The sequence below is a fragment of the Paenibacillus thermoaerophilus genome, from assembly GCF_005938195.1.
In the GTDB taxonomy this organism is placed as follows: domain Bacteria; phylum Bacillota; class Bacilli; order Paenibacillales; family Reconciliibacillaceae; genus Paenibacillus_W; species Paenibacillus_W thermoaerophilus.
This window is the reverse complement of sequence record NZ_VCQZ01000014.1, coordinates 99,628-114,996: the sequence shown is the minus strand read 5'-3', so window position 1 is coordinate 114,996 and position 15,369 is coordinate 99,628. Positions and strand designations below refer to the sequence as shown.

At 41.0% G+C, this 15,369-nt stretch carries 7 protein-coding genes and 2 pseudogenes; 1 reads left to right on the top strand and 8 read right to left on the bottom strand.

Going from position 1 to position 15,369, the window contains the following annotated elements:
- Positions 1–400: 400 nt before the first annotated feature.
- From FE781_RS11325 to FE781_RS11290, 8 genes and pseudogenes are all read right to left on the bottom strand, one after another.
- A complete protein-coding gene (locus FE781_RS11325) occupies positions 401–841 on the bottom strand; it encodes a hypothetical protein (protein ID WP_138789735.1) in 441 nt (146 codons plus the stop codon).
- A 131-nt stretch (positions 842–972) separates the two neighbouring features.
- Entirely contained in the window at positions 973–4,182 is a 3,210-nt protein-coding gene (locus FE781_RS11320; protein ID WP_138789734.1) for a DEAD/DEAH box helicase, read from the bottom strand.
- Between the two features lie 52 nt (positions 4,183–4,234).
- Positions 4,235–4,945: a hypothetical protein gene (locus FE781_RS11315; protein ID WP_138789733.1), complete on the bottom strand. Its 711-nt coding sequence runs from the start codon at positions 4,943–4,945 to the stop codon at positions 4,235–4,237.
- Positions 4,946–4,957: 12 nt separating this feature from the next.
- Entirely contained in the window at positions 4,958–6,838 is a 1,881-nt protein-coding gene (pglZ, locus tag FE781_RS11310; RefSeq protein ID WP_170209521.1) for a BREX-3 system phosphatase PglZ, read from the bottom strand.
- Positions 6,839–6,851: 13 nt separating this feature from the next.
- Positions 6,852–9,656: a DNA methyltransferase gene (locus FE781_RS11305; protein ID WP_138789731.1), complete on the bottom strand. Its 2,805-nt coding sequence runs from the start codon at positions 9,654–9,656 to the stop codon at positions 6,852–6,854.
- Positions 9,649–13,329: a DUF6079 family protein gene (locus tag FE781_RS11300; RefSeq protein ID WP_138789730.1), complete on the bottom strand. Its 3,681-nt coding sequence runs from the start codon at positions 13,327–13,329 to the stop codon at positions 9,649–9,651. The genes FE781_RS11305 and FE781_RS11300 overlap by 8 nt, the downstream gene beginning before the upstream one ends.
- A 22-nt stretch (positions 13,330–13,351) precedes the next feature.
- On the bottom strand, positions 13,352–13,810 hold the full coding sequence (gene brxF, locus FE781_RS11295) for a BREX-3 system P-loop-containing protein BrxF (RefSeq protein ID WP_138789729.1): 459 nt from the start codon (positions 13,808–13,810) through the stop codon (positions 13,352–13,354).
- Positions 13,811–14,208: 398 nt separating this feature from the next.
- Positions 14,209–14,661 (bottom strand): annotated as a pseudogene (locus FE781_RS11290) (transposase); the annotation flags it as partial.
- 48 nt (positions 14,662–14,709) lie between these two features.
- Between FE781_RS11290 and FE781_RS11280 the strand changes: the two are divergent.
- Positions 14,710–15,279, top strand: a pseudogene (locus FE781_RS11280) (site-specific integrase); the annotation flags it as partial.
- Positions 15,280–15,369: the final 90 nt, after the last annotated feature.

Sequence of the window (15,369 nt, the reverse complement as noted above, 5' to 3'; positions counted from 1 at the left end):
AGGAATGAACAAGCACATTCAAGGCTTCTTTGAGAAAGTCTACATCACCATCAGAACCGGACTTGCGCAAAAGCTCCAAAAGTGACATTCTATCTATAGAAGCCACGGTTTGATCCTCCTTCTAAAGGTGATTGGCGTCACTTTAGTAGAAATCATACCGTGGCTTCCCTTGTCAAGAAGCTCGGTGTAATTTTACACCACTACTAGGGACTATAACCTGAGAGCAAGCCATAGTTTAACTTTTCAATTAGAACCCTCATATTCCCCGAGTTTGGAAAGATGCGAAGATATCTAACAATGTTGAGCAATTCATGGTCATCATTTACCCCTAGATGCTCACGCCATAGTTTCCTTACCTTACCCATTCGACTTCTGTCTGTTGTTCCGTCCATCAACTTATCTAACCGAAGTTCCCCCCCACATTACTCACGAGCTCTGCAAGTTGGTCACTTGCTGAAATTCCCCAAGGAGTAACAAGATAAAATCTGCATCTTTTACCTTGACCTGTCATAGATAAAACAGAGTCTTTCAGTCTCTGCAGAAATGATACCGAAGTTGCATTTATGAAAGAAGGATCTGTTAGGCTTGAATAAGTCATTTCCCCGTTATTTGTAACATGGAATTTTATCTGATAAAAATCCATGTCAATCATTCCATCATACTCGTCTGCGATTGGTTGATTGTACTCAATTACCACATCATCAAATGATTTAGCAACATCGTATTCATAAGAAATTGATTTAATCTTTGAGTGAGGATGGAACAATCCACAAGCTTTATACCAGAAATACAATGCTTGATATTCATCACCTTGCATCCGGGCAATGACAGCTTTGCTCACTCCCACACCTCCATATTTCCTCAAAATTGTAAATAAGCATTTATTACTAGAATAACAGAGATCGAATTAATTTCAAAATACTTACACATATCGACCTTGTATTCCAATCAAATCATAAGTCTATCTAATTGTCACACCATAGCACGTTGATTTAGTTTTTCTTCACTAATAATCACATCACCTTGAACATAATAAACATATGTATGCTCGGCAATATCCGACAAATCTTCGAGGTATTCCTCCGACGGAAGGAAATCTTTATTGTCGGTCAAAATAATGAAGCGCGGCTCACCGTTGAATCGTTCACTATAGAAATCGACTCTCGCCAATGGATCGAACATTTTCACGTTGCTCCGGCCATGTTGACGTTCATAAGGTTCTACAATCTCTTTGTAATCTACTGATAGGAGCCTTTCAGCGACTCCTCTAGGAACAACTTCTAGCTGCATGATTCGTTTCGGCGGTTTCATTGTAATATTTTTCTGTCGTTCAACCTGGGTTAGTCGGGTCTCTTTACGCAATTCGATATCAATAAGATTTGCATCCAATTGATTAATCAAAGCACTGTTACGATTATCTTGATTATCTCGTTCGTATTCAGCCCTTCGGTCCATCAGTTCATGCATTTGCTTCGCGAATGTTTGATCAAGATACTGATGAACACGGTTTAAATATTGATTACGCTTAACCTTTACACGATCCCTAATCTCAATTGCTTGCTGAACCGCCGCGGAACGCATGGATTTATCGTCAATGACATCCAATACAATTGGCTCCCCAATAAATTGTTGCTGAAATAGCCAATAATTATCGAGTCTAAACACCGAGCCGTCTTCTTTTCTAGCAATGCAGATTACTTCACCGTCAAGCTCTTTGCCGGTTCCATCAACGACATTGACCATATAAACATCAACTGTCATCGGCTCTTGAATGGGGTATGAAACCATAAACCGCTGAACCGTCAATTTGTTTTGATCCTTCTGAGCTAATAACATAGACAGTCGAAATAACGGATGATCGTCAGACAGCAACATTACATTTTCAACACTGTATTCGGAGTACGGTGTAAAGCGAATTGCCTCATTCATTTGACTGCAGGGTAAGTTATGGATTCTGCATAAGTCCCTGATATACTTGGGAAGCCGATCAATACGCCTTACTTTCTCCTGTTGTGACGGATACACTCGTACGTTGTTCCTAAGCAGTACCTGTTCGGCAAATTCAGCATAACTGCGGTGAGACAATTTCGATACGGCTATGTCATGCTGTTCACGCCTCATTTTCGGTAAGTCAAATGCATCTTCGGCTAATCGCTCTTGTTTAACAAACTCTAGAAGTCTTTGGTGTTCTTCCGAAATCGATCGTTCCATGGATGCTATAATGTCATCCAGATTTTCGCGTTCTAAAATTGCAGCCTGCATCAATGAAGGGAGATCGTGATCTTCTCCATTAAATATTTCTCCGATAAAATCATATACAAGATCTGACCCAAGGTCGTTGCGCATACGATCCATCTTATCCAGCAGACGAATCATGACATCGCCTTCTCGAGTATTTGACGCCACTAAGTTAAATACGGCTACGTCGTTTTTCTGGCCGATTCGGTGGATTCTACCCATTCGTTGCTCTAATCGATTCGGATTCCATGGAATATCGTAATTAATCATCTGGTTGCAAAATTGTAAGTTGATTGACTCGCCGCCGGCATCGGTTGCAATCATGACCTGGCATTCATTACGGAATAGTTCTACTTGCTTTCTTCGCTCATCCATTGAATATTTACCAATGATCTTGGCCACTCTTGGGAGTCTCTCTAGTAGTCTCTTCTCCAAATACTCCAGTGTATCGGCAGACTCCGTAAAGATGAGCAGTTTCTCCCCTTGGTTCAGCAAACCATTTAGGCCAAATAAAGTCCGTTCCAATTCATCGTATTTTCGTTCGATTGCATTAGACTTCAAGTAAGCTGTTTGCTTGATTAATCGAGACAATTGGTCAATCTCAATTTGAAGCTCCTCCGTATCAACTTGGTCTACGGCTTGCTCAAGCTGTTGTTCTATCTTTTCTTGCAAATCCAATGCTTCATCGGAATACTCGTCTATATTTATAGTTTTTGTTTTATCGATAAATTTTTTACGTTCTTTTACTGTCAGCTCTAATAAATGCTGCAATCGCTTTCTACGACGTCGTAGTGACAAATCGATTGCTGCAATAGACGAACTAAGACGGCGCTGCAGAAGCATCATGGCGAACGCAGTACTGTGGCTTCCTGAGTTAATTGCTCGATTAAAATGATATCGAACATAGTTCGTTACATCTTCATACAGTTGGAGCTCTGGCATAGAAAGTTCATATTGAATCGTTTTCACCGTGCGTTTTGGAAATAACGGCGTGCCATCAAAATTCTTAATGTTCTCTTTCAATCTTCGAATAATAAATGGATTCGCTTTCTCTTTTAATGTCTCATTAACAGATAGACTGGAGAAAATATCCCCATCAACCAGTTTCATTAAATGACGAAAGTTCTCCATGTCCCCTTTATGCGGAGTAGCGGTAAGTAAAACACAATGCTCACTACGACGCAACAATAATTCACCAAGTTGATAGAGCTTTGTTTTTGATGTCTTTTTATTAACCGTTCCGTGTGTATATGCGGCCATTTTATGCGCTTCATCCACGATAACAAGGTCAAAATCGACCTCGCTAAGCATGCTTTTCACTTCTTCACGCGCCGCCCAATATACTGAAGACAGGCATAAGTCATGTTTAAGAAATGGATTTTCGGACCCATATTGTTTAATAGTAGAGCGATTAATGATATAAAACTGCTCCCCAAATTTCTCACTGAGTTCCTCCTGCCACTGTTTTAAAACAAGAGGAGGCACTAGTATGAGAACCCTTTGGATTCGATCGCGAGCCATCATCTCTTTGATGAGCATGCCGGACATGATCGTTTTACCTGCCCCCGGATCATCCGCAAGTAAAAATCGGACTTGAGGAGTCTGAAGCATACGACTATATACGGCTTCAATTTGATGAGGGAGCGGGATTAACTTGTTATTCCCCAACGCTCTCTTAGAGGAATACTTTGAATCCATGGAGAAAACAAAGTACTGAAGGTATTGTTGAAGCTCTTGCGCATTTACAGTTTCAGATGCTGCTAATCCATTAAGCTTCTGGAAGTTATCAATATCGCTTTGTTCGATCATCAATTCGTAAAATTGATTCGATTCCCGGCCAACCGCCGAAAGATGAATAAAATACTCATCAACAATTTCAACGCTGTTAATCTCCACCGTTTCCGGAAATTGTGGAGCGCGCACAATATCGCCTTTGACTAGCATGATGATCACCCACTTTGTAAAAAGACTCTGCCGCGGCGCACGCGTGCAGAGTTTATTTGAGTCCGACCAATAACCGGCCAATGCCTTGACGTGTAATTTCTAAATGATTGCCCGAGAGCTCAGATTCCAGCACACTTAGTTCGAATGGGAAAATGCAAGGTTCTCCAGATAGATGCCCCAGTTCAATGACCGTCTTACCTGTAACGATAAGCATGACTTGTACAAGCCATTTTTTTAATTCCGACGAGGAAATATTTGTTTTCGCTGCTATGGTATAAGTGTTGCGCCTTGCCATATCAAGCACTCCCCAAGAACGAAGAGAACTAAGGACAGCATTCACAGATACTTCAACCCGACGCCGTTCACCATATAACCCTTTAACCTTACGACCGATCTGTTCGCTTGTCAGCTCATCCTGTAAAGAAAACAAGTAGCCTAGTTGCTCAACTGTATCCTTGAAGAAAGGGTACGCTAGTAGACACATACCCCAATGAAGCACAAGCTTTTCTTCCCGCGTTGCACATTGAAACATCTCCAACGCCCTGTCTCGAAGCTCGATATGCTCGTCTGAAACTAAGAACCAAATTTTAAACAAAATCGTACGGGCATTAGCACGCGATTTTGCACCACCAATATCGGCCATGAGCCGTTCATCAACCAACTGGTACAATGCATCCCTTGATGACATTCTAGGGATTTCATTAGCAATAAAATCAAGCTGATGAAGTTGAATTTTTTGATCGAAACCGACTGCTTTTTTCATCGTACACCTACATTATCTTTTTTGAATGTGGACAAAAGGGACAATAACCTCTTCTATGCTTGCACCGCCATGACTAACCACAATCTCTCCTTCGCGCACGAAGGCTTCCCCAGATTGAGCGATTAAGACGTAATAGTCATCCGGCAATCCCGTACCTGACCATCGTTTACTTGAATATTGTACTGCGGCCTGATCCCTTAGGACAACATCGCGATATACCCTTACACGCTCCCCACGGGTTTCAGGAAGTGTCCCATCATTTGTTCGCCCTACCCCTTTACTTTCTTTGTTTCCATGATCGGAGGTAAGATAAACATCGAAACCCGCGTTCAACAAGTCCTGGAGAAGTGATTGCAAATATTTTTGTTTCAACCAAACGTCAATTGCAGCGTACATGCCTAACTGGCCTTGTATGGTATGGTGAGTAAGTTGATCGATCGTATCGATAACAAGACCCGCAACTTTGGTGTTCGATTTGGCCAATGCTGCAATATTGGATCGATCATACTCTCCTTGTCCTAAACCACGTTCGTAAGTAACATAAACTGAGGGAACGCCATTTCTTTCCCAGACTGTCTTCCAGGCTTTTTCCTCTTTGGAGGTTGTGTTAATTGAATCGTAGAAGAATCGCGGAATTTCGCCAGAGAAAATAGACTGTCTGGATACAGAAGTTAGGGTAGGAATCCACGCGTATGAACCATAGACCTCACACTGAAAATCTTTCACTAATTCCCGCTCCATTTGAGCCCATTGAACAAAACTCAGCCCATCACAGACAATAAGCGCAACCTTCTCTTGTCCCTTCAGCCTGAGCACCTCAACCGTTTTATGCACCATTACCGGAGCATTTCGATCCGTTAACGTAGCCAATGATCCATAGTGATCCGATAACCACTGTTCAAAACCTGCCTCAACTCTTTCCTCCATGTCTACTAATAGGTTGCTGTCTTCATCCTCTAGCTGCAATTCTAATGAGATGCTTTTGCCCTTTCCAAAAAGACGAGCGATCTGTATCCAAGTACTGCGATTGGGGGAAGAAGAAAGTAATGTCTCTATCTGCTGGTTTATTTCTTTCAGCATTTCCATTCTCTGACGTTGACCATCGTAGGATATACCCCAGAAGAACTCTTTCGGGAAAGATTCTTGCTTTATTGATACTGGGGACATTTCACCTTCGATAAATAGCAAGCTTAATACAGAACGCAGTTCAGAATCCCAGAAGGGATGGGGGGCAGGAAAATGACCATTAACGAATTGACACCATTCTTGCCGCAAATATTGAAGAAACACCTGATAAGAGTCTATCCAGTCTTGAACAGGAGCATCGGTGATTCGGTGTTTCAGATAATCAATCAAATAATGTTTGATCATATCTGGAACTTCACACTGCAGACGGTGATATCGCATGGCAAGCAACAAAGAATCCGCTAGAGAATAAACGGAATCATAAGGAAGTCTATATACTTTTCTTAAAATAAAATCAATCGTTGCTTTCTCGCTTAAATCCGTCCCATCCATGGTTACACTGGATAACATATCCAATGATTTTGTATCCAGCTCGCGAACAACATGAGCGGAAAGACCCGGAAACAAACTGCTCTTTCGCAACTCAACCTTTTGTGCATGGTTCCAAAGATCAAATGGAATCTCCCTCAAGTCTTCCAATTGGCAAATCACAACATAATTGACTTTTTGATCTTGTTGCTTGAATCGACTTTCGACTTCATAACGAAAAGACGCTCGATCCTCAAGCTTCATGATTTCTAACCCTTGCCCTGTAATTGCAGAAAGGATGCTCTCATCTTCAAGCAATTGGTCAGGATCGCTAACGATCGTAAGATGGGGGAAAGGTGCTTGAAAACATTCAAGCACCTTTTGACGCCAACCGTTCAATCCGTTCACTTCCTTATAGCCCAAGCTTCGTCTGCGCATTGTCATAATATCTCAGGAGCTTCTCGTCTTCTTGCAGTATCGATTCAGGCAGACGATTTCCAATATCGACAATAATTTGATAGTTTTTCTCGGTCCACGCTTTATAAAAGCCTACACGAATCGCTTCCGTGCGGAACTGCTTTAATTTTTTCTTATTGTTAGATAGTTCTTCAACATACTGATTGAACTCTCTCAACAATGATTTTTCCCGCAGCTTCTCCAAATCTGCTTGTTTGTTCGGATCAGGTACATACCACCGATTCTTTGCCTTCTCAATCAACTTCGGATCATTTTTAGGCAAATTGCGAAGATCCTTATAGTCCGAACTTAAATAAGTATGAATTTGACTCGGTACTTCTCCTTCGCCATCATACATTAGAAAATTCTGCTCAAGAAGAACATCCAGTTCCGGCAACATTTCATGCTTGGCAATATGTTGTATTTCTTTCATAAAGTTCGGATGCAAATCTTGCCGTGTTTGTGGCTTCTTGAGTAATTGTTGGCGGAGCCATTCAATAGCGCTGTTCTCGTCAGAGACAAACAGGTTTAGCTGAGTAAATTCTTTAGCAAGAATTCGTCTTTTATCATATTCAGCTACTTGGGATTCAAGGAAAACCATACCATCTCGCATTGGGAACCTTTGTGCTATTTCTGTTTGAAATTCTCCCGAAGAAATAGGAACTGATAAACCTGATTGGACATAGTATGCAACCATTCTATCGAAGAGCACTCTCGGAGTCCTTTCAATTATAACTTCGGCCTCGCCCTTTTTTCCTTTGAAAATTTGAAGTTTTTCTAAGTGTTGTTTAATAAAGATCCACACCGATTGTTTACTTGCTTGTTGTTCTTGCATTTCTTTTATAAATTCATCCCTAGGTTTATAGCATGAAATAACCAGATCTTGTTCAACTGAGGTTGGATTAGTTTGAGAATTATAAGTGCCTTGCCCCTTATTGAGGGCAGCCACATTAGCAACTATGAAACCAGCTTCCTGTAACGATGTTTGAATTACATTCCAAACACTCGCTTTCGTATTTGAAAACTCTACTGTCATCCATCCGCCTGGTTTCAGAGCTCTGTATGCTTTAGCAAAATTAGAACTCATTAACTTATGGTACTCACTTAATCCTTTACCCTGTGCTCTATTTTCGATTGCTTCAGGTTCATTATTAGTAAATACTTTGTGCCAAGATTCCCATATAAAATTCAATTCAGAGTACATTAAATTAGAACCAAATGGTGGGTCAACAAATATATAATCTACTAGGTTTTCTGTATACTCATCTTTATCCCCGGGCAAACCAAAAGACATTGTATAAACCAGATTTTGTTCCCTAATTTTCTCAAGGCCTGATTTTACAATATCATCAATTTTCCCTTCAATTAAATCGATAATATTTCTTTCGGCGAGATTACTAGGTATATATAGGGAGTTAGGCAATGCCCCTGCTAAATTAATTTTCCCCTTTTTAATTCCGATATTATGGAGAAGACTCGCCGTTTTAATAAGAATAGAAGTAAGCGCGAATCTCAAAAGTTTATTATGTTTAGTCTTATCCCATAAACTTGCTAATAACCACAAATTTCTTTTGGTGTAAAATTGGTGAACATGAGTAATACCTATCTTATCGTTCCTTCTAGCTTCAGAGCCCACAGGCATTCTATTAGTTGGATACCAATAGGGAATAGTGGAATCATTAATCTTTTCAATCACAGCAAAATCATATTCATCAGGCTTCTTTTCATATCTTTTATTGTTATAAGTATAATTAATGAATACCGGGACTTTCTTAGAAATCCTTACATATTCCCCAAGGTCATGATCATATTTATTTAACCATGCTTTTTCCAATTGATTTTTTTTCAAGAATGCTCCACAATGTGAACAATAAAATTCATCGTACACCTTACTTTCTTCCAGGTTTACAGCACAATCCCATAAAATTAACTCATTCAGACAATGCGAGCATATTACTACATCACTCCAGATTGTAAAATTAATTTTCCCGAAACTAGATGCGGTATTTTCATTTTTTTGTCCATTATGGTTAGTTCTATACATCCACTCACATTCGTTTTTTATTTCTTTTAAAATCCTATATGCCTCTGTCTTAAATTTTGAAACGTCTAACGGAGAGTTAAAATTGTTTGCTATAAATGTCGCGGCAGGAGACAAATCATTAAGAATTGCTTTTCTCTCGCCTAATTTTGAAAACGGGACTCCCTCTTCATCAAGTATAGTTCCATCATTTTGGACCTTGTATCCCAAAGACTCGACCTCAAGTTTATTACCACACAAGTGTGCTGCTACTCCTGTCATACCAGTCCCACAGAAACCATCAAATACAATATCCCCGGGGTTAGTATAGTGGAGAATATATCTCATGATTGCCTTATGAGGAACTTTAGTATGGTAACTATGCGCATTATAAATAGGATCAGTTTTTCCTTCTGTAACATCACTAGCAAATGGTTCTCTATTATAATTGTTGTTTTCAATAAAAGAGTAAGATTTCCATTCTTTAATTATTTCATTGAAAAACGGATTAGGACACGCCGTATAATATGGCGGATCAGACAGAGCGAGTATATCCTCATCTTCACCGATGGGAAATCCTTCGATCTTTCTGAGCTCCGGCAGCTTCTTTCTCAATTCTTCCGTAAAGTAAGCGCGGCGGGCTTCGTCGTTTTCAAAAGTCATACCCAAACAGGTCACCGGACCTGTTTGGGCTGTTTGATTTTCATAGAGCATTTCAAGCTGTTCAACCTTATCAGCCATTCTCTATTTCACCTTTCCGCAGTAAAATTCGAACTCTGTTGCCATGGCCCGTACCAATATGATTCCGGACTAGTTCTTCAAACCTGCTTCTCAACTCATCCACTGTCAATGGGTGGCCATTCCCAGCCATCTGGACCAATTGATCTACCGATAGCTCCACTTTACGTATCCCCTCGAACAAGTCCTTCAATGTTTGGACTAGTTTTAAGTCTACAGGGGAAGAGAATTTTCCGTCTTGGACGAATTGTTCGATTAATTGTTTTTGCTCAGCATTAAGTAACGAAATACTTTCTTTTATCTCTGCATCATTCAGTGTATTAACTACAGTCCCCGTCCAGGATGTTACTAATTCATCAAGTTCATCATTCAGCTTAGCAATACTAACTTGTTGAATGTAAGGCTCATCCTTCGGGCGATATCGGCAATGAGGACAAATGACCGCATGTTCCAAGTCATCTTTCTTCAAATTCCAGCAGAACTTTAGCTGGTCCAACTTGGATTTCCATTCCTCCAGTTGTCTTGAAGGCAAGATGGAAATACTCGCCAATTGACGTAACGTTGCATATCTGCCATCTTGTAATAGTTGATCCCTTTTGTTCTGATCGTTAATACCGAGCCTGGCGCTGCTATGCATCGCGTAATATAGATCGATATATTGTTCCTTCAACTTCTGTAAGCTTTGAATTTCTTTCTGGCAATCTCCTCCCGCTTTCAAAGCATGAAGAACGTCTTCTAATGCTCCTTCGGCTTTCGCGTGCCATTCATGCTTCACTTGTACGTGATTGAGCGCATTTACGATATACCGCGCCTTTTGCGTTACATCGATCGCCTTTTGCTCTAATGCTCTTAACTGTTTAGCCAGTTGTATATGTTCCTGCATTAACTCAATATCAGCAATAGTATATTTGAAGTTTTTCAACCTGGCCGGTGTATTATATACAGTCAAGCTTTGCAAAAATTCGTTTAGCTTTCGCAGTTTTTGCTGATTCTCTCTAATTTCCGTCTCAGAAAGCAACGGGAAATCCCATGTCGGAATCCCGGATTTAATATCCTGCTCCAACTTTACGATCTCTTTTAACAACTTTTCCACTTCTACTTGCAACTGTGCGACCCCAGTTGTTTGGGATTGGGGTTGGAGAAGTCCATGACTGATTGCAAACAGATCAAATAATGCTCGCAATTCTGCTAACGGCAAATCAGAAGGCTTCTTAATGTGAGAAAACTCCATAATGCCGTCTGCCTTTAGACGAATTAATTCATCAAGTTTCATTGAATCATAAGTCGTGCCGTTGATTGTGATGACGATATCTCCGCTATATACAAGCGCAACCAACAATACCGCCAGCAGTTCCGGCTCTAATTTAAACTGTACCGTTCTCTTTACTTCCATCCCGCCGGCGATTCGTTCCGTATGCAGCAGCTCAGAAGCATTAACAACTTGATTATGACCTTTGGAGTTCACAAGCTGCATAATCCAATTCGCATATCCGGATTTTTGAACGTTCAATTTATCGCCATCGAGCAATACAAGTCCTTCCAGAATCGCCCTAGCAGTTTTAGTTTTCGTAGCTGATTGGATCGAGCTTAACGCCTCCGGAATATAAGTAGTCTTCAACGCATCCCATTTCAGGCATGTCCTGTCTGTTCGAAATACAGGGTAATCCGGATATTTCTCCTCAAACCATTCCGTTAAGCATTCATCGGCCGCGGTGTCCACAATTTCACGAACTGTCGCTTGCGCGGGTGCAGCAAAGCTCCAATCTGCCAACTTTTTCGTAATACCTCTATAAGTCATTTTAAACGCGGTTGGCATATTTACCTTGAACCACGAGGTTAATTCCTTAATGTAATGGTTAGCTTTTTCTTCGTATAACCCCTTCGTAGCGGTTGAAGCCGTTAACGCCATTTCCTTAGCCCCGGCATACTGCCTCAAATTATGGAACAGCGTCTGATCCTTCGTATCAAGCACGAAGAAAACTTCGTCCGGCTTCTTCTCATCCTTAAATTTTGGAACATCGAAAGCTTGTAAGAAATAGATATAGAAATCCCGCTCCGGCTGAGCCGTGGAACGTTCATTAGGCGCTCCGAAGAAAAGATAACCCGGCCTTGTTGCTTTGTGACTATACCAATCCAGCTCGTGTTGCCAGATTCGATAACCCGTAACATAAGTAGAAGGTGAACATTCCAGCACCCGTTCTAATACTTGAAAGTAATAACGATCTAATTGCTCACCACTTAGTGTTTCTGCCTTACTTGCAATGTGATCGTCTACGGGAACGTCCTTGTCTAGGTCAAGATAGTACTGTCCATTTTCTTGATTCGTGGAAATAAATTGATAGCTAACAGACTTCAATATCTCTTTCAGTGTTGACTCAACGGTAGCATCAAGAAACTCTACGTCCATATCACAGTTTTTATCGAACAAGAACAACTGATCCCGCATTTCCGAGGGTGTCATGCCAATTCGAACTCTTAGATCATCCGTTGTAAGTCGGAAGACAGATAGAGCCTGAACGATTCGTTTGGCCATCGGTTTGTATGACGGTTTTTGGAATGCATATTCGACCCTGTCCAGCAGGACATCTGCTTTCTCCATGACTTCCCGAACATCCGGATCCGAACGCAATGTGCTATCGGATTGGATATATGTCCAATAGCTATCGAAAGAAACAATCCCGGGGCTGTCTGTCGGAACATCTTGATCGAGAAGTTTTTCAATCTCATCGCTAATCGTTGTTAGAGCAACACGTTTCTCCGCAATTTTGACTTTCTGAAACGCAGTCAAATAGGCAGGATGAATCGGGAATAGTTCAACATACTTTTCAAGTTGCTCCCCTAACTTATCATATAATGGTGCGAACTTTTGCAAATGCTCGCGGATATAAGCTTTTTGGGTATCGTTCTTCTTAAGAAGCCGCTGCGAAACGACAAATTCAATATCTTCACGAGCAATAATAGCCTGAACCGTACGTTCCTTAACTCTTCTTAATTGCTCAGCTACAAAGGCAAATCGCGGATTATCAAACAGCATTTCCTGCACTCCGGTCATAAAGCGGAACCTTGTCGACTGTGTAATCTCGCCCATGGCCCGCAGGAAGTTAAGGTCCAGCATCAGTTCCTGTTCTTTCCGGCTGCGCAAATAATCCAACAATTCGTCTATTATGAGAAGAAGTCCATGATCTGGATACGTCTCGTGAAATGCGGACATCAATTTGACGAGCTCATCTTTATTGCTGACAACTTGAGAAAGCTCTGGCATTTCATAGTTAACACCAATGCTTTGTAAGTATTCCGTCATCTCCCGAAACAGCACTTCGCGAAACGGCATATCAATACCGTCGAACTCGATTCGAAGTACTTTAAACTTTCCTTCGATTTCTTTAGCTTTGGCTGCAACTGTCTGGTTATTCAATCGTGCACTCGTACCCGAATGTTCAGCCAAAGCAGCTATAACACTCATCAAATGCGATTTACCTGTTCCATAATTTCCGACAACCATGATCCCTTTATGGTCAATAGGACGTTCAAATTGCAATTGTTCGATGATGATATCATTTAACACTTCAGCCATCCGATTAGAAATGACATAATTATCAATAATGCTATCATCAGCGGTTCTTAATTCGATAATGGAGCGAATGGGTTCAAACTGAACAAGTTCGCGATATTTCATACTTAAAAAAGCCCCTTCACTATTAGATTTCGATAATATAACTGGAATACGAGTTATCACTTTGATAATATTCAGGATGTTCGGGTGTTGCGTATATTAAAGCGCCGTTCTCCAATGTGCCTGGCCAGTGGATTACGAGCGTCTTGTTCCCGCTCAAATTTTCGAACAACCGAACAGGGTTCTGCTTCAATTCGGTATCAAATAAATACTCAATATGGTCAAGGAAGATTACGTCCTTATTCTCTCGTACAATAAGAGACCTAAGTATCCTTCCTACTTCAAAAGGACGTCTTTCAGGTGGGAGTACTCGTAACTGCTCAGACAAAAGCAGGCCTACGTTAAGTGTAGGAATTTCCATCCGTTCAATGGCACCTTGCAATTCTTCTTGCGAATTCCGACTCACCACAACAAATAACATTTTATTTCTCTTGCTTCTAGAAGCCTCGACTGCCAAGGCAATCAATTCTTGTATATTAGACATAATTCACTCCGGTCATCCATTCATTTGATACCAAAAAATGAATCTCAAGAACTATTTCGACAACCCCAAGGCTTATTCCTGCCCATAATTACTTCAGCTCATTTACCATTTTACATAACATTGTTGACACATGTCTGTCAGCGAGTATATGTTCGTATTCCATACTAATGAAAAAGAAGAACACCCAGAATCCTTGGCTGTTCTTCTCATGTTAAATATTGCTGCACAATTTTTTCAATCCAGAGTAGTAGCGAATCCGCTCGATGTATGATCGAACTACACCTTATAACAAGAGCAATTTCACCTTCGGCGCGGCTGTTATCTATAACGATAAGGTGGTCAAGCAAATGGATCAAGCCCATATTTGTGTGTAAATTCCCTTCGGTTAGAGAAATAAATTAGCCAATCCGAGTCACTTTAGACACCACTTTTGTTGCCTGAGTTTCTCGCCATTCCAAGTACTCTCCCATATCGAGATATTTTTTGCCGCTTGCCCATTTTTCGTCTATCTCCATAAGTAAAGCTCCGATTAGGGAATAACAGATTCACGGTTAGGAAAAATGCGAATGACACGTTCTCGTCGGCGAATTTCTTCGTTGAGTCGCTCCATGCCATTCGTTGTCCGAAGTCGTTTTCGGTACTTTTCAGGGAGTTGAAGAACGGCTGTGGCATCATCAAAACCATTCTCCAAAACGGATATCGCCTTTGTAGCTTTGGACTCGTACGTTTCCACCGTTTGTTGCAACAACAACCGTGCCGTCTCAAGATCAGGCCCCTTGGAGTAGACTTAGAGAACTCGGTTCCACACAGTTCTTCCGTGATTTGGGCAACTTTTCGAGTTGATCCCCCATTCACCACCATCTCCATGAAGCCCTTGAGAAAGGCCATATCACTGGAGAGTCATGATTACTTTGGCACTTACAACCTGTCTACGTCGAAGCGAGTTGCTTGGACTTGAATGGAAGCATATCGACTGGGACAATGGAGTAATTGAAGTCTCACAAAGCATGATACACGCCTTAAAGGGAGACATTATTGTTAAGCAGCCGAAGACAAAAAACTCCATTCGAAAAGTTGCTTTACCAAATTCAATGCTCGAAGAATTGAAACAGTATTACGCTTATCGCTTAAATGAGCGTAAAGAAATGGGTGACAAATGGCGAGGTGGTGAATGGTTCTTCATCTTCTCCCATCCCGGTGGGCAACCTTTCCATCATGAGCGGCCCTATCTTTGGTTTAGACAGTTCATTATGAAAAATGGATTCAGATATATCCGGTTTCATGACCTGCGGCACACCTCAGCTACAATTTTGATTAATCAGGGAGTTCACGCGAAGATCATATCTGAACGCCTTGGCCACGGAAGCATTACAACAACAATGAACATTTACGGTCATGCTCTTCGATCAGCTGATCAAGCTGCTGCGGATAAGTTTGAGTCATTATTAACAAAAAAAGCATCCGAATAACAACAATGACGCTCAGGGGAAGTATGTCCTGGCGTCATTTTTATGTTCTTATAGGTTGATTTCCGATCAATTTTTACATCAATTTTACAT